The organism is Metabacillus sp. YM-086, assembly GCF_048059995.1.
GTDB lineage: Bacteria > Bacillota > Bacilli > Bacillales > Bacillaceae > Metabacillus > Metabacillus litoralis_B.
On the sequence record NZ_JBLUOI010000028.1, the window covers coordinates 13,971 to 37,884 of the forward strand.

The following is a 23,914-nucleotide window of genomic DNA, read 5'->3' on the forward strand; positions in this document are numbered from 1 at the left end:
CTTTGTTCATATAAAAACTCTCCTTTATAATCTTATTTTTACAGGAGTATTATCCACAATTATTATTAATTTATCCTTCAGTTTCGTAATCGCCTATACTTAAAACAATTCTCTTATCTTCTATGTTTAGAATTACATTAAACTTCAGGGCAGATGTTATTTTACAAATTCTTCTTATCTCAACAGGAATATGGAGTGTCCCCCTATTGCTGAGTATGCATTGATTTTCTTTTTCACATGCTTCTTTTGCTAAGATAATTGCTTTATTATCTACAAAAATATAGATGTTATCGCCTGGTTCGAGGTTTAGCTCTTTTCTGATACAATTTGGAAGATAAACTTGTCCTGATTTAGTTAGTGTTAATTGCATTTAAACCACCTCTAAAACAAAGGTTTTTTTCATGATAATAAAAAATTGTGGAGAAAGTTTGCATTTTAATGTATTTCATTAGTTACACATCAAATCTGCATATTTTCTGAACAATTTCCCTTTACAATACTCTTATAACGATGAAAAGGTGTAGTTTATGAAAATTTCAATCAAACTTGGACTCTGGTTTTTTATTTGTATTTTTATTATTGAAGCATCTTCTATGTTCTTCTTACATCGCAATGTTGTGCATTCTCTTGTTAATGAAGAATTGGAGTCATTAAAATCACGAGGAAATAGTCATAGTGATGTTTTGGAAATTTCATACGATGAAACGACATTACATCATATTCAAGTTATGGAGACAGAAACTGAAACAGAAGTTGTCATAACTGATGATATTGGGAAAATTAAGATATCATCTAAGCAAATAGATGATGGGATGGACAAGATATTAACAAGAAAGATTATTGATCTAGAAGCACTAAATGAAGGTCTAATCCTACAATCGGATTGGCAAAACACACAATATATTTCTACGGTTTCCTCTTTTCAAACACCAAACGGAGATATTGGTTATGTTTATATGTTCAAAAGTACAGACCAAATTCAACATTTCATTTCACGATTAAATGAACATTTTATCTTGGCTTCGTTGCTCATTTTGTTTTTCCTGTTGATTACTATATTCTTTTTATCTAGAGCTCTTACAAAGCCATTGATATCAATGAAGGAAGCAACAAGAAAAATAAGCAATGGTGATTTTTCAGTTTCTTTACCAAAGGCTTCAAAAGATGAAATTGGTGAGTTATCAACTTCTATTCAAACACTCGCAAACGACTTAAACTATCTAAAAAAGGAGAGAACCGAGTTTTTAGCGAGTATTTCTCATGAACTACGTACTCCCCTTACCTACATTAAGGGCTATACAGATATTGCAAGAAGAGAAAATATATCAGACAAGGAACGGCTAAATTACTTAAACATCATTTATGAAGAATCCAACCATGTTGGTGACCTGCTAAAAGAACTATTTGATTTAGCAAAAATGGATCAAAATACTTTTTCTATCACAAAAGAAAAGATATATATTTGCTCCTTTATGAATTCCATTTTCCAAAAAATGAAACCAGCTTTCGATAGTAAAGGAGTTAGACTTGAATTGGTTTGTGAAATCAATTCTGTTGTAGATATTGATCCTATTAGGTTTGAACAGGTCTTATTAAATTTATTGGATAATGCTTTAAAATACTCTGATACCCATACTTTGACTACAATTGAAATAACAAATGAAAAAAATTTCGTAAACATTTTTGTTAAAGACCAAGGCATAGGGATTCCTGATGAAGATTTACCATATATCTTTGATCGTTTATATAGAGTAGATAAATCACGTTCCAGGCTAACAGGGGGTTACGGATTAGGATTATCCATTGTAAAGGAAATAGTGGGTGCTCACGGAGGAAACATTACGGTTGAAAGCCAATTAAATAAAGGTACATGCTTTAAGATTACACTGAAAGGACTTTATAATGACAACAGTTTTGTTAATAGATGATGAGCAAAGAATGCTCAATTTATTATCCTTATATTTAGAACCTTATGGATATATATGTTTTAAGAAGAATTCTGGCCCTCAAGGCATAGAAACTTTACGAAACCAAAAAGTCGATATTGTGATCCTGGATATCATGATGCCTGAAATGGACGGATGGACAACCTGTGAAAGAATAAGAGAAATATCCGATGTACCAATCATCATGTTAACAGCAAGAAGTGAAAAGGAAGATATCGTTAAAGGATTAAAAAAAGGTGCTGATGATTATCTTGTCAAACCATTTAATGAAGAGGAGTTGTTAGCACGTATAGAAGCGATTATGAGAAGAACTAACATGACCTCTAAGTCTGAAAACATCATCAGATTTGAAGAATTATTAATAAATCAATCTACGTATCAGGTCACATTTCAAGAGAAAGAAATCGTACTTACACCAAAGGAATATGCATTACTTAGTTTGTTTTTAGAAAACCAAAATAAAGTATTTTCTCGGGAACATTTACTCACAACCATATGGGGACTAAAGGCTGAAACAGAAGATCGTACTATTGATTCGCATATACGGAACATGAGAGAAAAGCTACGACAAGCTAACTTCCCAGTAGAACATTATTTAAAAACAGTTTGGGGAGTTGGATATAAATGGGTATCTAGTTACTAATCAATTAATATAGGGGGTACTATTATGACTTGGGTTTTCAAGCAACTGATGTAGGCTTCTATTCAAGTGGACACCCTGAGGATGGGTCCGATTTACAGAATCCCCTTGGTATTATAAAAAGTACTGACGGTGGAAAAACGTTAAATAAACTTGAATTTTATGGTGAAACAGACTTTCATTATTTAGCAGCAGGCTACAACAGTCATATTATTTAAGTGGTGAAAAAGAAAAATCAATACCTCTTCCAAAAGAAGTGAATGGACAAAATCCTGTGATGTACATTTCATCTCATCCAGAAAAAGAAGAAGTGATGACTGTGGTTACTTACGAAAATGATATTTATCAAACAAAAGATAATGGTCAGTCATGGACTACTTTAGTAAGTAAGGGCAAGATACAATCATAGCTATATACTCAAATAAGAACTTGGATTAATCCAAGTTCTTATCCCCCACATGCAATATCAACTTACCATATTATTTTGGTGACAATTCACTTTCCGTCACCCACTTATGGTTTTTCACTTCCTCACCGCCAGTTGTTGGGGTGTAGTCAACCATATATACTGTCATTTCTTCAACTGAGTCAACAACAGCTGTTGCTCCTTTCATCCCTTCCATATGGTCAGCGTTTAACACAACCTCCGTTCCTGGTTCAAATGGTTGATCTCCTGCATTTTCAATTTCTTCATGGATGACCCATTTATGATCTTCAACCATTTCTCCTCCAGTTGTTGGAGTATAAGAAACCACATAAACATTTGTATGATACGCTCCAACAATTGTAGCTTCTGCCCCCTTCATACCTTCCATGTGATCTGTTTCAAGAATAGCTTGACTCCCGACTTTATAAGTTGGGTTTTCTTCTTCTTTTAATCCTTCTGGAATTTCACCAGAACCTGAATGATTCATCTCAGAATGATCCATTTCCATACTTTCTTCGGTATTTGTATTTGTGTTCGAGTCTGTGTTTTCATTTGGTGTCTCTTCTCCATTATTACTACATGCAGCTAAAGAAATTGCTAATAGACTTGCCATAATACCTATTGTGAATTTATGTTTCATCTCAACCTGCTCCTTCTTTGTTTATGATTTATATGTTAATACTGTAAAAATACCAAAAGACTTTGCAGAAAGTGTGCATAATTAGTGTCATATATGTAAATATTTTGAACTTAAAAATTAAAAAGCAGTAAGTAGAAAGAATTGGTCTACATACTGCTTAGTTTATCCTTATTTATCATAAATTAATTTTGTTACCATACCACCTGGTGTTTTTCCATTATTCGTTTGGTGAAATGTTTTTGTTCCGTTTATTGGGAAAGGTCCTGGGTTTATTGATAATAATTCAATGTCAATCCGTTGACCTGAAGCAACATTAATTGTGTCATCGTATATGTTATAACGTGGAAACCCATTGACACTTACGACTTGAAAATCATGACCATGAACATGCATGGAATGTGAGGCACTGGACTTATTTATAAAACGAATTCTAATTTTTTCCCCATACTTCGTACGAAGTCCTTCAGTATCAGGAAATGATTTTCCATTTATTGTGAAAAAGTTTGGGTTTTGATCAAATTTTTTAGGTTTGAAAGTCCCAGGTGTTACTTTCCCTATTTCTCCTTGCGGTATATCCCACTGTTGGAGAACTAAAACGTAGTCACGATATGGAATTTGTTCTCTTGTTAATTGATTATCATTAGGTAAAATGATAAAAGGTCCCATTAATCCTTGAGGAATTTGTGCAGGATCTCCAGCATGATAAAAGAATGTTCCTACTTGCCATGCAGGAAATTGATAAACATAAGACTCCCCTGGTTTGATTAGGGGGGTAGGTTCAATTTCAGGTATACCGTCTTGAGATACAGGTTTAGACAACCCATGTACATGAAGTGAAGTGGGTTTTTCTAATTGGTTTTCTAATTCAATTTGAACAGTCTCTCCTTGTCTAAACACCAGTAAAGGACCAGGAATAGAACCATTGTATCCAAGACCCTCAATTTCAACCCTCTCAACAATACTATGACGTGAAGGTTTTGCAACAAGTTTATAGTAACGTGTATTGCCGCCCGTTTGATACTTTGCTTTTAATCCGTTCGGCATAACCAATCTACTTTCCCAGTTCATGTCTACATCCCCCATAATAATATAAAGTTTTGCTATGAACTAAATATTATGATTGGTTATACCAGAATATGAAAAAGAATAGAACTTCAATTAAAAATAACGAGCTATCAGCTCGTTATTTTTAGTTCTTATTCAACGTCATACCCTTGATCATCGATCGTTTCCTTAATATCACATAAATTTACTTCCGCAGAATTAAACTCTACTTCTACCTCTCCTGAATTCAAGTTTACCTTTACTGATTTTACACCTGCTAACTTACCAACACTTCCCTCAATTGAACTTACACAATGTCCACATGACATTCCTTGAACTTTCAATGTTATCTTTTCCATCTATTATCTCTCCTCACTTTATAATCTCTTTTTATTTTCTTCTAAAAAGTAATCGTTAAACCAAGACATTACCTAAGTGATTCTGTTTGTTTAATACCAGTATGTAATGGCATCAAGTATCCCTACAAGAATCATAACGTCCCTTCTACCTTTTGAATAAAGGAACCAAATTTTCTCCCTTTCTTTAATAAAGCTCCACTTCCCCCTACGTACCATATAAGGAAAATTATAATAATTAGTGGTAAGACAGTAACGATCGCAAACAAAGTAGGCAAAATAAAGCCATAAGAACTCGACAACACAACAGGTATAAGGGATACAAAATATAATACAAACATTGTAGGACAGAAGGCAAGTGAGAAGCTAAATCCTAATAGAAAGGATGCAAATGGTCTTTCTAGATGGTTACCTTCAACTTGTTTAACTATACTAATTGTACCTTTTAATTTAATGACACCTACCATAACCAATCCTACTAATAATTAATAGAGGTCCCATTAGTTTACGTATCCACGGAAAATACATCGTAAGAGTCTGTTCAATTTCCCGACCTAAAATCCAAATTAATATCCCCAAAAAAGAAAAGGCAACAATTTTACCAAAAATAAAACCTAAAATATCTTTCCATACGATCTTTCTTTGTAGAGAACGATTTCCATACAAAGTTACTGCACTTACATTAGCAACAAATTGACATGGAGCGAGTGCCCCTACAATCCCCAATACAAAGGCAAATACAATAGGAAATCCTTCAAGTGCATTTGCCATATTAAAAAATGGTTGGCTTAACCAAGAACTTATTTTACTGATGAAAATATACACACCTCTCCTCCTTTCTTTACTCTGTCAATAGCTTAATACATAATTGTGCAGATTTTATGAAGGAGTTCTCAAGACATATTTCAATTACTCTTTGACCTGAAATCATTAATTAAATATGTGGTCTTTGTAGAAGTAAACAATAGAAAAAATAAACCCCGTTAAAAAAATGGATATCGAAATGATAGAAATTCCAGTAAGGTTTATAGAGATTACACTTGAAGCAAAAGTGAATAATAACCATTTTAGTGATGTCAAAAATAGCTTACCCATTACCATTAACCTCTTTTGCTTCACTTATTTCCCAATAATACTCTGAAAAAACCTCTGTAAATGCATCGACCGATCGATACAATTCATCTAGATCATTATCGACACCACCAATTTCAATAAGCATTGCTTTATTTGAAACATCCTGGTTATAAACACCGTTTCCTTCACTTTTTGTTTTGAGGAATACACCTCTACTTATACCTGGATACTTTGCCTCTAGTCTCTTATGTAGCTCTTTGGCAGTATTAAGATTTTCTAAATATCGATCGTGTTCCTTTCCAACCACAAAGTATAATCTCGCATAATCTTTACCACTAATGTTTTTCGTGGTTAGATTTTTCCTGGCAGAATCACGATGGATATCAATAAAATAGGTCAACTCATTTTCTTTACTTGAAACCGCAGCTTCAACAATATCACTAGACACAGCATATGCTTTAGTGGATCTCATTCCTTTTTCATTCAAAGTTTTGGTCATATTGGTTGTGTCATGAACAACACCAATACCTTTATTTATTAAGTTTTGACTCATTCGTTTTCCTAATCCAATTACATTAGCCCTCTCATCGTTACTGATTGCGTCATTTGGAACTTGTGCATCTTTCAGTAAGGGTAAAAATGATTCCCAACTATGTGTTTGATAAATATAGACTGTTTTCTTCTGTGGAGGTGAAACTTGGGTATTATCCTCAGATGAGTTACTTTCAGTCTGCTTTAATTTCTCCTCAGCTACTTTCCTTTCTTCTAGCAAAACCTCTGTCGGAGGAGAAGACTCGTATGGCAACGTAGTTAAATCTGTTCCTTCTCCTGCAATAATGATTTCCGTATCATATAGTCTTAACCCTGGTAATTCATTCCCTAAGAATGTTCTTGCATCTGTGGGTTTAACACTGGTTGCAAGTTGAATTGCCATTTTAGAAGTATTTGAAAGTGTAAACAATTCTTCTGTCTCCTTAGGATAAAAATAATGATTTTCAGCTCGGAGAAAATGTGCAAAAAGGTCTGTACTGTATAAATTATTAATAGATTTTTGCAAAACAACTGAGTCAATTTTAAAATTCATAAAGATAATAGTCCCGATTAGTAGATACATAATGACCAACGCTACAATAAAAGACGAGAAATATTGCTGATTTGCTGATCTTTTCATTATAGGACAACCCCTTTCTCCTACATAATATGAAGGTGAAAGGGGTTGAATGGCTAAAAAATTATTACAAATGTTACAATGTAGATTTTATTCATGAACTTTATCCCAATAGTATTCACTGATGGCATTTCCTAAAATATCAGCACTCCGATAAAGTTCTTCAAAATTATTTTCTACACCACCTATTTCAACAATAACACTATTAGGTACTAAATCTTGATTATAGACACCATTACCTTGGGACTTATCCTTAATAATGACTCCTCTAGAAAGACCAGGGTATCTCCTCTCAATAACTTCATGAATACCATTTGTGAAATCTAAATTTCTCTTATAATTTTCATGTCCACTTCCAATTACAAACGAAATTTTGGCAAGTGATTCTTCACCAATTTCAATTGTTGAATATTCTCTTGGCAATGAATCGCGATGAATAACGAACGCCATTTCTAAATCTCTATTTTCACGCAATTCATTTACAACACCCCCCCTAGACATTTTATAAGAACGACAAAATGTTAAGTTGCGGTTATTTAACATATTTACTATATCTACTTGACAAACATCATTCCAAATACCATTGCTTCTCAAGGATTCTCCTAATCTGTTTCCGACCAGTGATATATTTATTTTGGAATGGTAAGAACTCTCTGGGGCAGTTCCCTTTTTAAAGTAAGGCAAAAAAGATTCTCTAGTATGAGAAAAATAGATAAAGACTAACCTTCTCCCGAATGTACTGTGAAAGTTTTTCTGTTTGATTTCTGGTCTTATTATTTCTTCTTCGTTAAATGAATCAATTCTTTCCTGAATCAGCTCTGCATCCTTTTTAAGTGAATCATCATTTGGTACAAGTTCAGTTGACACTTCTGACTCAGTATTTCTCTTAACATTTAATCTTGTTGAAGAGTAGGAATCGACCTTGGTGCTCAAATCCCCATCTTACTTACTTTTTTATTAAGGAGTTCCTCTTTTTCATAAAGAAAGTAGATCACTATTAATAACCCTAAAATAGTTTGGTTATTTTTAACTAACATTATAATTTACATAATCTTTACATTTCACCTTATTAACCTATGTTAGAATAATTAGAATTATCGATTCATTTTGGATTATGGAATTATATAAAGGAATGAAAGGATAAATAGAGATGAAGTTTATTGTTAAGGCGTATAAAATATGGAAGGGTATGAGATGGAGGTCATAGATAAAGATATTAACTTTAAAAGTGTAAAAAACGCTGACGATATTATAGAAGAAATCAGACTGAGTTTGCCAGCCACATTTTTTTATAAAATTATCCCAATAGAAGAAAATAAATTGAAAAATTTATTTGGAACTGGGAAAAAATAAAACAAATCCACCAACCAACACAAGTAGACTTAGTGGTAATATACCTCTTAATACCTATTAACGAGAATAACTCCCATATTTAATACTTAATAAAATGGATAAACCCCAGATAGATATCCAAACTTTACCCCTACAAATTCAAATCTGCTAATACGATACCGATTTAGTAATGCCTCTTCAAAAATGGACAAGTTCCAATAGTAGTCCTAGCTGATAATAAATCTAAATCTCTTATGTTTCTTTATTTGCCCTTAAACTTTATAATGTTTATTTCTACAATTATCACTTCATTATTTCGAGATGTAAAAACACCTTAAAGCCCCTCAGAACTTAGCGATAAAGAGTATAACTTTGGAATTATTTACTTAAAATAAAGCTAATTCTAAGGCTCAGGGGTGAGATACATGGCTGAACATTATGAGGTTATCTTAAGATCAATAACCTCCTTTTCTCTTCTACTTATCGGAGCACGTATTTTAGGAAAACAGACTATTTCACAGATGACAATGTTTGATTTTATCGCATCCATCTCAATGGGGGCCATTGCCGCAAACTTAGCGTTTAATACCTCCATTAAGGTTCATCATACTATACTTGCTTATAGCATTTTTGTCGCTGTTATTTTCCTTATTGCTGTCATATCGTTAAAGAATCGAAAAGGAAGAAAGTTTTTCGCGGGAGATCCAACCATCGTTATACAAAATGGAAAGATATTAGAAAAGAATATGAATAAAATGCGCTATACAATAGATTATTTGAACCAACAGTTAAGAGAAAAAGACACGTTTAATATCGAGGAGGTCTTGTTTGCAATTGTCGAGACTAATGGAACGTTAACCGTACTTAAAAAACCACAATTTAGGTATGTTACAAGACAGGACCTATCGGTTACAGCAACACCTGAACAAAGACTTCCGATTGAGCTAATAATGGATGGAGAAATCATAGAAGAAAATTTAAAGCAAAACAATCTAACAATTAATTGGTTACTTTCAGAATTAACCAAAAGAAGTTTAACTAAGAAAGACGTGGTTTATGCAGTATTGGCTGCTAATGGTAATATATATATTGATATTTTTAAAGACCATATATATTCTCCAATTGATCAGGAATAAATATCATTCTCAAAGGAAAAGTATAATAGGAGACCTCTTAACTATTATACTTTCCTACAAGAATTTCCTAATCCCTTGCGAGCCCTCTTTTAAATGCATCTAAATGATTTAACGAAGCATTACGGAGCTGTGTGAAGATTGTTTTTACATCATTAGGAATATTATGTGTTATAAATTTCTCATACATAGAAATATTGTCAATTTCTCCTTGAACGCCAGCAGAATAAGCTGCCTTTACACTTTGGGGCGTTGTTACATAAGAATGGGAAATGTCTTCAGGAATCTTCATCTGATAAAGGTCAAAAAGTGGTAATAGTGCACTTATATGTCTCAATTCCGCTTCTTTAATTCGTGCAAAAGTACGTATATAACCGAATGTTTCCAATATATTATCATACCTTGCCTGTGCTAAATATTCATCTTGAAGGGCATAAGTTAACATATCGGGTAAGGTCAGTGTAGGAGCACTAAGAGCTCCTTTTGCTCCAAAGTTTTCAACTTGTCGAGTGCTCTTTTTTACATTTTGTCTTTTCAATAAAAAAGATAAGAACCAAATAGCGTGATTTTGCTCATCTGCTGCTGCTCGACGAAATCTTTCTTTAATAAAAAGATTATGAGCTTGATCTGAAATATCTAAATAAAAGTCGACCGCTTCTTGCTCATCCTTAAAAGAAAATTCTACGCCCTCTCTATACGTATCAGGACATTCTTCAATGATTTTATAGGTTGGCTGCATACCTGTTAAATTTTTATAAATCCCACTAAACTCCTCAAGGTGTCGTCTCTCATCTTTTTGTATCTCAAGTATTCTTTCTCTCTCATCCTGTCCAGGTGCAAGCTTAGCTAATTTTCCATAACAAAAAATTGCACTATATTCTGCATTTATAGCTTTTTGAATATCCTTTAAGATTTTAGTGTCACTTATATTACGATAATACCTAGCATTGTATGGATCATATAGATAAGTATTGTTAAATGAATACATGATTTGTCCTCCTTTCTGGGTTAAATTTCAACATATTATATGTATAACTAATAGGCTCACGTGCAAGTACATAAGTTTGTTAAATAAAGAAGAAGCTACTTAGCAATTAGTAGCTTCTTCTTTCTATTTTATAAATACTTCCTCGACACACTCTTCCCATCATAAGAAAACAATACAGCTTTTCCTTCTAAAACACTTTCCATATGCACTGGTCTACCCCAAAGCTGGTATACATATGGAAGAACTTTCTCTAGATATTTTAAATCAAGCTCAATATCCTCAAACCAATGCTTTAGGTAAAGTTCGTTGTTTTTTAAGTAATCTCCATCGTTAACTGTAATATAAGGGAATCCGCCGTTCACCCGCATACTAACTAGTTGATCACGGACTCCTTCCCACTCTTTATCAACAATTTTATAATCGCGTCCTTGCTTTTGGAAAAGATACATATCTTCTCTTAACACGAGATCCTTTGTTAAGTAATTGCGGATAAAGGAGATATCTGATTCTACTTCACGAACCTCAAACATTTTTTCTCGACCTGAGCCTGGCTTTGCACCAAACATTTTCATTTCTTCTGTTGGATTATTATAGCGTTCTTCTATATCTTCAAAGATTTTTAAACCAAGATAATATGGATTAATACTCGTTTTTGATGGCTGTACAACACCAGCATTTAGCTTAGCGAACTCAACTGCTTCATCTGAAGTAAGATCCATCTCTCGGATAATACGCTGATGCCAATACGAAGCCCAGCCTTCGTTCATGATTTTCGTTTCTAATTGAGGCCAAAAATAAAGCATTTCTTCACGCATCATTGTTAAAATATCACGCTGCCAATCTTCTAACTCCCGGCTATATTCTTCAATGAATAAAAGAATGTCTTTTTCGGGAGATGGCGGAAGCTTCTTTCTTTTCTTTTTAGAGACAATCTTTTTCTCTTGCTTTTTATCAAGATTCCATAGGTCATCATAAGGTGTTGCTGCTTTATCCTCTTCCGTCTCATCAAATTCAATATCATCAATTGTCCACGAGAGTTTCGGCCGAACAAGTGAAGGATCAATATGCTCCTGGATGGAAAGAACGGCATCTAAAAATGTCTCAACCTCATGTCTACCGTATAAAATTTCGTATTGTTTAATTCGTTCTGCAGTGGCTGACATACTCTCAACCATTTCCCTTTTTGTATTGCTAAATCGAGAATTATTTTTAAAGAAGTCACAATGAGCTAAAACGTGGGCAACAATTAACTTGTTCTGAATAAGGGAGTTCGTATCTAATAGGAAGGCATAGCATGGGTCTGAGTTTATGACAAGCTCATAGATTTTACTTAATCCTAAATCATATTGAAGCTTCATTTTATGAAATTGCTTACCAAAGCTCCAGTGTGAAAATCTCGTTGGCATACCGTAAGCACCAAATGTATAAATAATATCAGCAGGACAAATTTCATATCTCATTGGATAAAAATCAAGTCCAAAGCCTTTAGCAATCTCGGTAATTTCTGAAATTGCATATTCCAGGGCCTTTTGATCAGTTTCTTTCATAGTCTCCCCCCTAAGCTTTTGTTATCTTAAATGTATGTACTTAAGAGGGAAAACATGAAAGGGTTTGTTTTATTTCATATTTTTAAGCATTCTGATAATCCTTTAAACTAACAGAAGGACCAAAGAATTCATAATGGATATTTTCTGTTTTTACACCAAGATCTTCAAGATATCCAATCACATTTTTCATGAAGGCTACCGGCCCACAGATATAAAAAGCTCCATTTTTATCGATAAGTTTATTCAGCAGTTCTGCATTAAGGTAGCCTTCTGCTATAAAGTTTTGATTCTTACGGTCTAGCTCATTCGTTGTTTCGTAAATAATACATTCCTTCGCATTGGCTAGAGATTGAATACTTTTTTGTGTTTCTTCAGCAAATGCATGCACTTCCCCATTTTTTGCTGCATGTATAAATGTTATTTCTCTTTCATCCTGAGAATCAGCTAGATAGTTTAGCATACTCATCATTGGAGTAATCCCGACGCCACCACTAATGAAATGAACATGCTGATGCTTTTGATTTTCCAGCACAAAATCACCTGCTGGGGCTGTTAATTCAATTTCATCATTCACATTTACGAAATCATGCAGATAATTGGATACCATGCCATCTTCTTTAACATGATCTCTTTCTCTTTTAACAGAAATTCTAAATGTATTTTTACCAGGTGCATCGGATAAGCTGTATTGTCTGTTAAATAGATATTTCTCACCTGGGATAGAAAGGCGGACTGTCACATATTGCCCTGGAATAAAATTCGGAACCTTTGAACCATCAACTGGCTCTAAGTAAAAAGAGGTAATAAGTGAGCTTTCCTTCACTTTATTTACAACACGGAATGGTTTGAATTCATCCCATGCTTCTTCTTTTGCTTGATCATACATTTCCTGCTCTACATCAATAAATACTTGAGCTATCACTTGATAAGCTTCTCCCCATGCCTCAATTATATCTGGGGTAGCAGCATCTCCTAACACCTCTTTGATTGCCTTTAATAAATATTCTCCTACGATTGGATAATGTTCCTTCTTTACATTTAAGCTTCTATGTTTATGAGCAATTTGCTTTACAGCTGGTAAAAGTACTTCTAATTGATCGATATATGTAGCTGCTGCGTATACTGTATTTGCTAGAGCGGCTTGCTGTCTTCCTTGCTTTTGATTTGCATGGTTAAAAATATTTAATAGCTCAGGATAATCTTTAAATAAACTCTTATAAAAATGTGTAGTAATTTCTGTTCCTCGTTCAGCTAGAACAGGTGCTGTTGATTTAACGATTTCTATCGTTTTATTGGATAACATTTTATCCACCCCTAAAGTAGTATTTTAAATACATCTTTATCATAGTTCACCCTTAACTCTTAAAGCAATATCTAAAATACATCTTTTAAAAAGCTGTCACATTTTCGAACATATTTCGTGCACAGAAATAAAGTTGTGATAATATAGCAATATAATCAAGTTACACTCAGTTCTACATTAAAAAGATGTGAGGTTATATACATGCGCTTAACTCTTTACACAGATTACTCATTAAGAGTCCTAGTATATTTAGCAACAAAACCGAAGGAAGAACTCTCTAACATAAAAGAAATTGCAGAGATTTATAATATTTCTAAAAACCATTTAATGAAGGTAACATATGAGCTCGGAAAAATGAATGTGATTGAAACGATTCGCGGCAGAAATGGTGGAATTCGGTTAGCAAAGGCTCCTGAGGAAATAAACATAGGTGAAATTGTCCGCAAAACGGAGGAAGATTTTCATCTTGTTGAATGCTTTGATAAAGAAAATAATCAATGTGTTATTTCACCAGCCTGCGGACTTAAACATGTTTTAAATAAAGCACTTCAAGCATACTTGGAAGTATTGGATCAATATACTTTGGCAGATGTTGCCAAAAATCAGTCAGCTCTGTTACATTACTTTTCATTAAATAAATAAGAAGAAGGTGACAATTAAAGTCCACCTTCTCTAAGTTCTTCTATATTAACAGTAATAAGCTTTCCAGTTGTTGGATTGAACACAACATCAGCCTTTACAATAAATGATCTATTTTGTTGAGTACATTTAATATGAAATGTATCCCTTGTTTCTTTTTCGTTAACTTCCTTCCGGCCTACATACTTATAATCCGTTAGTTCAGCATCAGGGTATTTTTCTTTGACCGAGGAAACCGCAATTCGACTCCATTTTTTATAGTCAGTCTCATCTGGATTTGGTTCACCATATGCTTTCATTCCTGCTGATAGTACAATGAATAGCGCTACAAATGTAATTAAAAGTTTAGATAGAGAATTTTTTTTCATTTTTTCCTCCACAGAACATTTTTTATTAATGTCCCCTTTTTCACCTTTCATATTCACAGGTTATTCTTTTTCCAACAGTTCTTCTTTGGCAAATTTACATATGATGAATCCTACTTCTTTGTTCCGTTTCCATTCCTCAGGCAACACTGATAATGGAGGATTTGTTTCTTCAACTGGGTAACTAAGTTCAATCGTTAGTGCAGGTCTTTGGTATGATTGAATAAACCAATCTGTATATCCACCACCAATTGCATTATAAGGTGGATAAGAAACTTTATAGCCTGTTTTTTCGGCAATTATATCGACTAATTGATAATCTCTTTGAAGATGGCTTAACTCATTATAATAGTACCAATAAAGTTCACGTCCAGAAGTATGGTAAGCAGCCGATGTAAGCGGCTGAATTTTTTCGGTAAAATCCACTAGTGCCCTAGTCTCTTTTGCTTCTAAAGGTTTTTCTCCTTTGTAATGAGAATATGATGCATAAGCTGTATCACCTTTAATCTTCTCCCATCCAGCAGGATATTGTCTATTTAAGTCTACTCCAAGGGCATTGGCTTTCCACCTTAAAAAGTTATTTTCCCCCTCATTCATATCTACGTATATTTCCTGAAGAAGAAATGGAAAGTGATCAATTCCCTGCTGCTGTATGGTCACTCCATCTGGGTTAACCATCGGGACAAACCATATTGATACATCATCCAATATATTCAGATTATGCCCAAATAATGTTTGCTTATGTTGATAAGCACTTGCATATTCCTTAATCATTTTCATGATGATATGTGTTGACAACCACTCACGACCGTGGTGACTTCCTGTTATTAAGATTGACCTCTTTCCTTTACCTACTTTTATGGCAAGGAGGTCTCGTCCAAACTCCGATTGTCCAAATTCTTTCACTTCTAACTCATATCGTTTAGAAAGCTCTAACATGTTCGTTTTCATTGTTTTATATGTATACATTTCAGGCTCTTCGGCTTTTACATCCTGTACGATAAGGAAAACAACCAAAAAGATGATTACTTTCTTCGTCATTTTCACCCCCTTTTTCGCCTTAGGTTTCCACATTGATTTCATTTTATAAGGGTAATCACTTCCATAGGCTCTATGACAACAACACCAAGTTTTTCTCAGTAAAAAAAAGTACTTTTCACATACAATAATCTTATCTCCTTAAGAAGGAGGGATTATAAAAAATGAACAGTGTAGATTATGACAAAGCATTGTATTACACACATCGTTCACAATGGGATAACTTGCTTATTCTTATGGTCCGTACAAAAGATGATTTTTTATCAAAAAAAATTGAGCATTTTCTACATGCCTATAATTTTGAACATGATTATACAGAAGTTGAAAAACAGCTTTATTCATTGTTAAGATATATTGATCACGCTGTAGAGGAAGAACCTGAATTAGAATTTTTACAATAAAAAAAGACTGACTAGGATCGTATTGGCTATACAATCCTTAGTCAGTCTTTTCTATTACCTATTTTTTATGAAATGCCTTTGTGTATAACGTTAATTCTTCAATTAATGAATGAACAAGTGCAGCTGATTCATTAACCAATCCTTTTTGATCATAGTCAAAACAATCAGGGTCAAGGACCACTTGTTTTGGAATAACATGAGCATAGACACCTCTCATCACTGTTCTCATGTTATTTAGAGCGTTGATTCCACCTTTTCCCCCACCGGCAACTGATATGATCGCAACAGGCTTATGTGCAAACTGTTCACTGCTTAAAAAATCCAGAGCATTTTTCAAAGCCCCGCTCATTCCATTATGATACTCTGGTGATAATAGTACAACAGCATCTGCGTCAGTAACAGATTTCTTTAATTCCTGAATCACTTGAAGGTGAGCCCGAGTTTCATCTCCATTGAATAGAGGCAGTTCTCGTTCACTTAAGTCAAAATGATTGGCATTGTATGTTCTCTCTATAAAGGCTGCAGCCATTTTCGTTCTTCCAGTTTTTCTAGGCCCGCCATTTAAAACTAAGATATTCATGTAAATCTACTCCTTTAAGTATCCATTTTTCACAGCATAAATCGCTGCTTGAGTCCGATCAGAAAGCTGTAACTTTGAGAGAATATTTGATATATGCGTTTTAACTGTTTTTTCGGTAATATACAAAGCACTGGCTATTTCTTTATTGCTTTTCCCTTTAGCAAGCTCGTTTAAAACTTCCTTCTCTCTTCTTGTTAATTCATCGAGCTTTGTTTGTTGATTTGAATTTTGCCCGGAGAGATGTGTCATAACATGTGACGTTACCTTTGGGTGCAACTTGCTTTCACCTTTTAATACATCTCGTATTGTTTGAACAAGTTCATCTGGCTCAATGTCTTTTAATTGATAACCAGATGCTCCAGCGCGAATAGCAGGAATAACATGATCTTGATCTGCATAGCTAGTCAGAATAATAATTTTAACTTCATTTTCGGCCTCTCTAATTGCTTTCGTTGCCATGACTCCATCCATAATCGGCATGGATAGGTCCATTAAAACAACATCAGGATTTAACTTTGACACCATGTCCACCGCTTCCTGACCATTTTTCGCCTCACCTATTACCTCTATATCTTGTTGCGTTTTAAGAAAAAAGAGCAATCCTCTTCGAACCACATGATGATCATCTGCAATAACAACTTTTATTTTCGTCATTTTTCTATCCCTCTCATTTTAACGGAATAATTATTTCAATTTTCGTGCCAACGCCTAGTATACTTTGTAATGAAAAATTCCCTTTTAACCGTATGACTCGCTCTCTCATTCCTTTTAGCCCTAATGAGGGAATTGAATGGTTCTCATCGTAATGAAAACCTCTTCCGTTATCCTCAAATACCATCATGACACTAGATTCTGTTTTACTTAATTCAAAGCGGATTTCATTGGTTTCAGCATGCTTTTTACAGTTATTTAAAGCCTCCTGTCCGACTCTCCATAGCTCTTCTTCTATATGATTTGGTAGTGTACAAACACCTTCTATATTACATTCCATTTTTAGCCCAAGTACATTTGCATAATTGAATAATGCAGCTGTTATGCCATTCTCTAATCCCTGAGGTCTAAGTTGCCAGATGAGGCCTTTCATCTCTGTTAAAGCTTCTTGAGAAAGCTCCTGCATATAGGTCAGCATTTCCTTTACATCTTCTTGCTCCGTCATCTCTTTTGTTCCACGTGCTGTTAACATAATTGAAAATAACAGCTGATTTACTGAATCATGTAAATCTTGAGCAAGTCTATTTCTCTCTTTAGTTAATGCATGAGATCTTTCTTTTTCAACAAGCTGTATTCGTTTCATTGCTGTACCAATTTGAAACGCAACTGACTCCAACAATGCCAGCTCTTCATCTGTAAACTTCTTTTTATGAGGAGAGGCTACATTTAGAACACCAAATTTTTCGTTTCCTGCCCGTAAAGGAACGGTTGCATGATGTGTAATTTCCATCGTATCTCCCCATTTTTGTTCTATCGCTTCCTCAATTCGCTTACATGTGATGATATTAACAGCTTTCTTCAGCCGCCCATCCTGATACTGATCAAGACACCAGCAGCCTCCCTGACACATCGGTTTCTTTTGCTCCCATGTCAATCCGGCAGGCAACGCATAATCAGCTGCTAATTCGTATTGGCCTTTTTCATCTATTAAAAAGATCCACCCGGTCGGTAGCTCTGTCACATGGAGTAACTCTCTTAACACGTCGCTCAACATTTCCCCAACATCTGTTGCTTCGTTTAGTTTCTCTGCAATTGTTTTTAATGTATTTAACTCATGGATTCGATTATCTTTTCCCCTCATGTCTCTTCTCCCATATTCCTTTTCTTGAGTCTATTATAGCAATATCTAAGCGATTACGACCTTCTCTATCTGTATGAATTTTTCTACGACCATTGGAGTATTACTAACGTAAAAAAGCGGGCAACATATGTTGACCGCTTCAAGACTACTTACTAAGAGTAGCAATTAAATCATTTACTTTTTCCATAACACCAGCTTCTAGAGCCGCTAATTGCTGTTCACTTTGCTCAAGTGTTTCACACTTAACCCCGAAGTAGAATTTTGCTTTTGGCTCAGTACCAGATGGACGAACACAGAACCAAGAGTTATCCTCAAGAATGTACTTTAATACGTTTGATCCTGGTAAGTTAATTTTTTCTGTTGTACCAGCAGTTACTTTTTGACGTTCACTTGATTTATAATCCTCAATAGTAACAATCTTCTTACCAGCAACTTCAGTTGGAGGATTGGTTCTAAACGATTGAAGGATACTTTGAATCTGCTCTGCTCCTTCTTTTCCTTTTAATGTAAGTGATTGTAAGCCTTCTTTGTAATAGCCATATTCTTTGAAAATTTCTAATAGCCCTTGATACAAAGTTAGACCCTTTTTCTTATAGAAAGCAACAACCTCAACAGATAATAACGCTGCCTGCACTGCATCTTTATCACGTGCAAAATCACCAATTAAATAGCCATAGCTTTCTTCATAGCCAAATTGAAATTCATATTGACCTGTTCGCTCATATTCATTTATTTTTTCTCCAATGAATTTAAAGCCTGTCAAAGTATCAATTGTATCAAGCCCGAAAGAACTCGCAATATCGCGACCAATTTCCGAAGTAACAATTGTTTTCAACACAACCCCGTTACTTGGAAGTATTCCCTTGTCTTTTTTCTGAGAAAGTAAATAATGTAAAAGCAATGCACCCGTTTGATTTCCGGTAAGCACAACATATTGTCCTTCATTATTTTTCACAGCAACCCCAAGGCGATCTGCATCTGGGTCTGTCCCAATTAACACATCAGCATCGATGGATTCACCGTCTCTAATAGCTAAAGTAAAGGCATCATGCTCCTCTGGATTTGGAGATTTAACAGTCGAAAAGTTTGGATCTGGTAATTCCTGCTCCTTAACAACTGTCACATTTTGATATCCTAGTGCCTTCAAACCGCTTCTAACCGGCTTATTAGCCGTTCCATGTAATGGTGTGAACACAACCTTCACATCTACTTCTTTAGAAAGCTCTGGATTGACAGAGATAGTCGTTAATTTTTCTGTATAAGCTTGGTCTATTTCTTCACCAAGCATTTTGATTAGACCTTGTGCTTTTAACTCGTCTTCATCTTTTACATTTATGAGTAATTCATCTTCCACTTTATTTACATATGAAATAACTGTATCTGCTGCAGCCGGTGGTAATTGGCCTCCATCTTCTCCATACACTTTATATCCGTTATATTCTGGAGGATTGTGACTGGCTGTAACAACGATTCCTGAAAAAGCATGTAAATGGCGAACCGCAAATGAAAGCTCAGGAGTTGGACGCAATTCTTCAAATACATATGTTTGAATACCATGAGAAGCTAATGTTTTTGCAGCCTCCATTGCAAATTCTGGTGACTTATGACGAGAGTCGTAAGCAATCGCTACACCTCGTTTTTTTGCCTCCTCACCAAATGTTTCTATGTAAGTTGCTAAACCTTCAGATGCTTTACGCACTGTATATATGTTCATACGGTTTGTACCTGGTCCAATTTCACCACGCATACCGCCTGTACCAAATTCTAAATCTTTATAAAAGCAGTCTTCTAAAGCCTTTTCATTACCTTCCATACTAATTAAAAGATTTTTCAGTTCTGAATCTAAGTCTTGTTTATTATTCCAACGTTGATAGTTTTGTTCCCAGCTCATTTTTACCTCCTAGGAGTTTTTTTCAAAAATTAGTAAAAATCATTTATATTTTAGCATATAAAAATATCTTAGATATAATTGAATTTCTACAAATTCCGAGTATTTCCTTTAAACATTCCTTTAGAGTTATATTAAAACAACTTTCGTTAGAGTCAAAAATTAACTAGCTTAAGGTTTTTTATTTTTTTTATTTTGTTACGATATTTCTGTTGTGACAGATTCTGTCTAATTATATTTTATTAGACACACACAACTCACATGCCAAAAAAGCCAACCCAAGTGAGTTGGCTTTTTTCAATTACTTCTTATAAGTAATCGAATAAATATCTTTTCTTCTATCTTTTAATTGATTAACTGTTCCTGATTGGCGTTGACGTCTTAATATTTCAAGGTCAACATCACCGATAATGACCATTTCAATATTTGGGTTACATTCACCAACAATTCCGTCACGAGCAAATTCAAAGTCAGAAGGTGCAAAGATAGCAGATTGTGCATATTGAATGTCCATGTTTTCAGTTTGCGGAAGATTTCCTACTGTACCTGCAATAACTGTGTAAATTTGATTTTCCACCGCACGTGCTTGGGCACAGTAACGTACTCGCAAGTATCCTTGACGATCTTCTGTACAGAACGGGGTAAAGATGATTTTTGCCCCTTTGTCTGTGGCAATTCTTGCTAACTCAGGGAATTCAATGTCATAGCAGATTTGTATGGCAATTTTCCCACAATCTGTGTTAAAGACTTTAACCTGATCTCCACGACTAATTCCCCACCATTTCCTTTCGTTTGGGGTAATGTGAAGCTTATATTGCTTTTCAATGGTTCCATCACGTCTAAAAAGATAAGCAATATTATAAATTCGCCCTTCTTCTTCAACTACATGTGATCCGCCGATAATGTTTATATTGTACCTGACAGCCAGTTCAGTAAATAATTCAATATACTCTTCTGTAAACTCTGTTAACCGTTGAATCGCTTTACTAGGTGATCGTTCATTTAGGAAAGACATAAGTTGGGTGGTGAATATTTCAGGGAACACAGCAAAATCTGAACCGGCATCTGATGCTACATCTGTGTAATATTCCACTTGCTTAGCAAATTCTTCAAAAGAATCTATCTGCTTCATCATATATTGGACAACACAAATCCGGACAGGGTTTGACGTTTTATAAAAACGTTTTGTATTCGGTTGATAATCAACATTATTCCATTCCATTAAAGTTGCGTATTGGTATGAAGCCAAATCATCTGATAAGTAATTTGGGTTAATCCTCATAAGTGTAAATTCGTTTAATAACTGAAAAGACAAAACAGGGTCGTAAATTTTATGTAAGGAAACTTGCTGAACATATTCTCTTGGTGAAAGTTCATCAGCATATTTATAATAATTAGGAATTCTACCACCAATAATAATACTTTTTAAATTTAATCGTCTTGCAAGATCTTTTCTTGCCTCATATAAGCGGTGACCAATTTTCATACGTCTGTAATCGGGATGTACCATTACTTCAATTCCATACATATTATAGCCGTCAGGATCATGGTTCGTGATATAACCATTGTCAGTTATGTCATCCCATGTATGTCGGTCATCATATTCATCAAAATTCAATAATAAACTTGAGCATGATCCGATGATTTTCCCTTCGAATTCAGCACAGAATTGACCCTCTGGAAAATGGTCAAGGTGACTTTCTAAATGTTCTCTCTTCCAAGGCTCCATCCCAGGAAAGCACTTCGATTGAAGCTTGATGATCGCATCTATGTCACTTTCCTCAATATTTCGGATAATCATCTTCTTTTCGAATTTGGATAAATCTAGCTTTTCGGACATATTGTTACTCCTTTATCTTATTTGCTGAACATACCTAATAGTGACTATTACCCTTTATTTTCTTTCTAAAAACATAATTCATTCCTTTAGCTTATGTTATTTATTTTATACATAATTAGAAGATATAATGACCAAAAAGAGGCCAACAGTGTCGGCCTCTTCATCCTAATTTGTTTTATTCGGTACAGAGATATTCGTTAAAGCATGTCCAGCTGCTTCGTCGGACATTTGATTTGTTGCCAAATCACCTAATGCTACAATCCCAACTAATTGATTGTTTTCAACGATTGGAAGTCGACGAATTTGATGTTGAGCCATCACCTTTGCCGCTTCTTCAGTTGACATGTTTGTGTGACCAGATACAAGGTTTGTTGACATGACTTGAGAAACTAATGTATTGCTATCAAGTCCCTCAGCAGTTGAGCGAAGAGTAATATCACGGTCAGTAATAATTCCTCTTAATTGTCCATTATCAACAACAGGAATAGAACCAACATTATTTTGACTCATTAACTCTGCTGCTTCTTTAATCGTTTGATTAGAAGAAACAGTTGCAACACTTGTTGTCATACACTCTTGAATTGTATTCAAGACTCATCCCTCCCTTTCAAAGTTAGTATGGATTAGATAAAAGGAATTATAATTAGAAGTTTTTATAAAGAATATCCATCTTAAAATAATCAAAAAATAGGACAAAAATACCTCGAATTCAAGGAAAATTCAAAAAATACCCTGTTACTTCCATTTTTTCTATTGAATTCTTTTACAGTCTATTACCTAAACATTTATAATTTAATGGTACATAAATTAGTGAATGAGGGATGATATGTCGAGCTCTACTAAAAAGCAAGTAGAAAATTTATTATCAATAGCATGGATGGCATCGTTTATTGCTACATTAGGAAGTCTTTACTTCTCTGAAATATTAAAATACACTCCATGTGAGCTTTGTTGGTATCAACGAATTTTTATGTATCCTTTAGTTATTATTTTAGGAATTGGTGTTTATAAAAAGGATGCAGGTATTGCTCTTTATACACTTATATTATCTGCAGTTGGAGGATGTATCTCTCTTTATCATTATGGAGTCCAAAAGGTTTCATTTTTAGGAGAAAATTCTGTCTCATGCGGAATTGTTCCTTGTACAGGTGAGTATATAAATTGGCTAGGTTTTATAACCATTCCTTTTTTAGCACTAATTGGGTTTACAATTGTTTTTATTACAAGTTTATTAATTCTAAAGAAAGCAGGTAAATAAGATGAAAAAAATTCTTATTTTTGGTGCAGTTATTTTAATCCTTTTTGGTGGACTAGCATTTGTGACAACATATCAAAACAATCAAAAAGCTGAAGGAAATGTGTACGGAAAGAGTGATCTTGATCCCGCAACAATTGATCAACTCGATGACCCTAATTATCAAAACATTATTCTTCCAGATGAATTGGAAAAGAAATTAGAAAACAAAGAAGATACTGTTGTCTACTTTTTCAGCCCTTTGTGTGAACATTGTAAAGCAACAACCCCTGTGTTAATGCCGGTTGCAGAAGAGGCGGGTGTCGAGATTCATCAATTGAATTTATTAGAATTTGAAGATGCATGGGAACAATACAATATTACGGGAACACCAACTCTTGTTCATTATCAAGATGGTAAAGAAGTAGCACGTTCAGAAGGATCAAATACAGAAGAAGCATTTCGTTCATTATTAAATGAATGGAAAGCTGAGTAATGAAAAAAGCACGGAATCACACATCAAGTGTGATTCCGTGCTT

General features: G+C 34.4%; 26 protein-coding genes and 2 pseudogenes. 10 read left to right on the top strand and 18 right to left on the bottom strand.

All coding sequences use genetic code 11. The annotated features are described in order from the left end of the window. Positions 1–70: 70 nt before the first annotated feature. The gene (locus ACEWK1_RS13415) at positions 71–370 is read right to left on the bottom strand and encodes an AbrB/MazE/SpoVT family DNA-binding domain-containing protein (protein ID WP_212136029.1); all 300 of its coding nucleotides are present in this window, start codon (positions 368–370) and stop codon (positions 71–73) included. 157 nt (positions 371–527) lie between these two features. Here ACEWK1_RS13415 and ACEWK1_RS13420 point away from each other — a divergent pair, with 157 nt between their 5' ends. From ACEWK1_RS13420 to ACEWK1_RS13435, 4 genes and pseudogenes are all read left to right on the top strand, one after another. Then, positions 528–1,928, top strand: a complete 1,401-nt coding sequence (locus tag ACEWK1_RS13420; protein ID WP_212136028.1) for a sensor histidine kinase — start codon at positions 528–530, stop codon at positions 1,926–1,928. Then, complete coding sequence (locus ACEWK1_RS13425) at positions 1,903–2,589, top strand: response regulator transcription factor (RefSeq protein WP_212136027.1); 687 nt, start codon at positions 1,903–1,905, stop codon at positions 2,587–2,589. The genes ACEWK1_RS13420 and ACEWK1_RS13425 overlap by 26 nt, the downstream gene beginning before the upstream one ends. Before the next feature lie 29 nt (positions 2,590–2,618). After that, positions 2,619–2,801 (top strand): annotated as a pseudogene (locus ACEWK1_RS13430) (sialidase); the annotation flags it as partial. A gap of 59 nt (positions 2,802–2,860) precedes the next feature. Further along, positions 2,861–2,995 (top strand): hypothetical protein, encoded by a 135-nt coding sequence (locus tag ACEWK1_RS13435; RefSeq protein WP_269671115.1) that lies wholly within the window; start codon positions 2,861–2,863, stop codon positions 2,993–2,995. 70 nt (positions 2,996–3,065) lie between these two features. On the opposite strand, the gene ACEWK1_RS13440 is transcribed toward ACEWK1_RS13435, so the two are convergent. The 6 genes and pseudogenes from ACEWK1_RS13440 to spoIIP (ACEWK1_RS13465) all read right to left on the bottom strand — a co-directional run bounded on the left by ACEWK1_RS13440 (position 3,066) and on the right by spoIIP (ACEWK1_RS13465) (position 8,228). Next, positions 3,066–3,653: a YdhK family protein gene (locus ACEWK1_RS13440; RefSeq protein WP_212136025.1), complete on the bottom strand. Its 588-nt coding sequence runs from the start codon at positions 3,651–3,653 to the stop codon at positions 3,066–3,068. Positions 3,654–3,821: 168 nt separating this feature from the next. Next, entirely contained in the window at positions 3,822–4,721 is a 900-nt protein-coding gene (locus tag ACEWK1_RS13445) for a multicopper oxidase family protein (RefSeq protein ID WP_212136024.1), read from the bottom strand. 128 nt (positions 4,722–4,849) lie between these two features. Beyond that, complete coding sequence (gene copZ, locus ACEWK1_RS13450; RefSeq protein WP_212136023.1) at positions 4,850–5,056, bottom strand: copper chaperone CopZ; 207 nt, start codon at positions 5,054–5,056, stop codon at positions 4,850–4,852. A 90-nt stretch (positions 5,057–5,146) separates the two neighbouring features. Continuing rightward, positions 5,147–5,878, bottom strand: a pseudogene (locus ACEWK1_RS13455) (sulfite exporter TauE/SafE family protein). A gap of 262 nt (positions 5,879–6,140) precedes the next feature. Then, a complete protein-coding gene (gene spoIIP / locus ACEWK1_RS13460; RefSeq protein WP_232273650.1) occupies positions 6,141–7,298 on the bottom strand; it encodes a stage II sporulation protein P in 1,158 nt (385 codons plus the stop codon). Positions 7,299–7,385: 87 nt separating this feature from the next. Further along, the gene (spoIIP, locus tag ACEWK1_RS13465) at positions 7,386–8,228 is read right to left on the bottom strand and encodes a stage II sporulation protein P (RefSeq protein WP_212136022.1); all 843 of its coding nucleotides are present in this window, start codon (positions 8,226–8,228) and stop codon (positions 7,386–7,388) included. 261 nt (positions 8,229–8,489) lie between these two features. Here spoIIP (ACEWK1_RS13465) and ACEWK1_RS13470 point away from each other — a divergent pair, with 261 nt between their 5' ends. Both ACEWK1_RS13470 and ACEWK1_RS13475 read left to right on the top strand, forming a co-directional pair. Then, entirely contained in the window at positions 8,490–8,648 is a 159-nt protein-coding gene (locus ACEWK1_RS13470) for a hypothetical protein (RefSeq protein ID WP_212136021.1), read from the top strand. Between the two features lie 404 nt (positions 8,649–9,052). Next, positions 9,053–9,763, top strand: coding sequence for a DUF421 domain-containing protein (locus ACEWK1_RS13475; protein ID WP_212136020.1), 711 nt, complete (start codon positions 9,053–9,055; stop codon positions 9,761–9,763). A gap of 67 nt (positions 9,764–9,830) precedes the next feature. Here ACEWK1_RS13475 and ACEWK1_RS13480 read toward each other — a convergent pair whose 3' ends face one another. From ACEWK1_RS13480 to hmpA, 3 genes are all read right to left on the bottom strand, one after another. Beyond that, positions 9,831–10,748, bottom strand: coding sequence for a ferritin family protein (locus ACEWK1_RS13480; RefSeq protein WP_212136019.1), 918 nt, complete (start codon positions 10,746–10,748; stop codon positions 9,831–9,833). Positions 10,749–10,876: 128 nt separating this feature from the next. After that, the gene (locus tag ACEWK1_RS13485; protein ID WP_121664561.1) at positions 10,877–12,295 is read right to left on the bottom strand and encodes a SpoVR family protein; all 1,419 of its coding nucleotides are present in this window, start codon (positions 12,293–12,295) and stop codon (positions 10,877–10,879) included. A gap of 82 nt (positions 12,296–12,377) precedes the next feature. Further along, the gene (gene hmpA, locus ACEWK1_RS13490) at positions 12,378–13,598 is read right to left on the bottom strand and encodes an NO-inducible flavohemoprotein (RefSeq protein WP_212136018.1); all 1,221 of its coding nucleotides are present in this window, start codon (positions 13,596–13,598) and stop codon (positions 12,378–12,380) included. A 201-nt stretch (positions 13,599–13,799) separates the two neighbouring features. Here hmpA and ACEWK1_RS13495 point away from each other — a divergent pair, with 201 nt between their 5' ends. Next, positions 13,800–14,240 (top strand): RrF2 family transcriptional regulator, encoded by a 441-nt coding sequence (locus ACEWK1_RS13495; RefSeq protein ID WP_121664559.1) that lies wholly within the window; start codon positions 13,800–13,802, stop codon positions 14,238–14,240. 14 nt (positions 14,241–14,254) lie between these two features. Here ACEWK1_RS13495 and ACEWK1_RS13500 read toward each other — a convergent pair whose 3' ends face one another. Together ACEWK1_RS13500 and ACEWK1_RS13505 are read right to left on the bottom strand one after the other, a co-directional pair. Further along, positions 14,255–14,605 carry a DUF3889 domain-containing protein gene (locus tag ACEWK1_RS13500; protein WP_162987542.1) on the bottom strand — a complete coding sequence of 117 codons (351 nt, stop codon included), beginning with the start codon at positions 14,603–14,605 and terminating at the stop codon, positions 14,255–14,257. A 60-nt stretch (positions 14,606–14,665) separates the two neighbouring features. Further along, positions 14,666–15,643, bottom strand: coding sequence for a M14 family zinc carboxypeptidase (locus ACEWK1_RS13505; protein WP_212136017.1), 978 nt, complete (start codon positions 15,641–15,643; stop codon positions 14,666–14,668). Between the two features lie 161 nt (positions 15,644–15,804). Here ACEWK1_RS13505 and ACEWK1_RS13510 point away from each other — a divergent pair, with 161 nt between their 5' ends. Continuing rightward, the gene (locus tag ACEWK1_RS13510; protein ID WP_212136016.1) at positions 15,805–16,041 is read left to right on the top strand and encodes a YhdB family protein; all 237 of its coding nucleotides are present in this window, start codon (positions 15,805–15,807) and stop codon (positions 16,039–16,041) included. Positions 16,042–16,099: 58 nt separating this feature from the next. Here ACEWK1_RS13510 and ACEWK1_RS13515 read toward each other — a convergent pair whose 3' ends face one another. From ACEWK1_RS13515 to ACEWK1_RS13540, 6 genes are all read right to left on the bottom strand, one after another. Then, the gene (locus tag ACEWK1_RS13515; protein WP_212136015.1) at positions 16,100–16,621 is read right to left on the bottom strand and encodes an NADPH-dependent FMN reductase; all 522 of its coding nucleotides are present in this window, start codon (positions 16,619–16,621) and stop codon (positions 16,100–16,102) included. 6 nt (positions 16,622–16,627) lie between these two features. Beyond that, positions 16,628–17,275 (bottom strand): response regulator, encoded by a 648-nt coding sequence (locus tag ACEWK1_RS13520; RefSeq protein WP_121664554.1) that lies wholly within the window; start codon positions 17,273–17,275, stop codon positions 16,628–16,630. A gap of 13 nt (positions 17,276–17,288) precedes the next feature. Continuing rightward, a complete protein-coding gene (locus ACEWK1_RS13525; RefSeq protein ID WP_121664553.1) occupies positions 17,289–18,413 on the bottom strand; it encodes a GAF domain-containing sensor histidine kinase in 1,125 nt (374 codons plus the stop codon). 145 nt (positions 18,414–18,558) lie between these two features. Beyond that, positions 18,559–20,304 carry a phospho-sugar mutase gene (locus tag ACEWK1_RS13530; protein WP_212136014.1) on the bottom strand — a complete coding sequence of 582 codons (1,746 nt, stop codon included), beginning with the start codon at positions 20,302–20,304 and terminating at the stop codon, positions 18,559–18,561. A 298-nt stretch (positions 20,305–20,602) separates the two neighbouring features. Then, complete coding sequence (locus tag ACEWK1_RS13535; RefSeq protein ID WP_121664551.1) at positions 20,603–22,141, bottom strand: bifunctional GNAT family N-acetyltransferase/carbon-nitrogen hydrolase family protein; 1,539 nt, start codon at positions 22,139–22,141, stop codon at positions 20,603–20,605. Between the two features lie 165 nt (positions 22,142–22,306). Further along, positions 22,307–22,711: a CBS domain-containing protein gene (locus ACEWK1_RS13540; RefSeq protein ID WP_373995133.1), complete on the bottom strand. Its 405-nt coding sequence runs from the start codon at positions 22,709–22,711 to the stop codon at positions 22,307–22,309. A gap of 256 nt (positions 22,712–22,967) precedes the next feature. Here ACEWK1_RS13540 and ACEWK1_RS13545 point away from each other — a divergent pair, with 256 nt between their 5' ends. Further along, on the top strand, positions 22,968–23,399 hold the full coding sequence (locus ACEWK1_RS13545; protein ID WP_121664549.1) for a disulfide oxidoreductase: 432 nt from the start codon (positions 22,968–22,970) through the stop codon (positions 23,397–23,399). Position 23,400: 1 nt separating this feature from the next. Further along, entirely contained in the window at positions 23,401–23,871 is a 471-nt protein-coding gene (locus tag ACEWK1_RS13550; RefSeq protein WP_212136013.1) for a thioredoxin family protein, read from the top strand. The last annotated feature ends 43 nt before the right edge of the window (positions 23,872–23,914 follow it).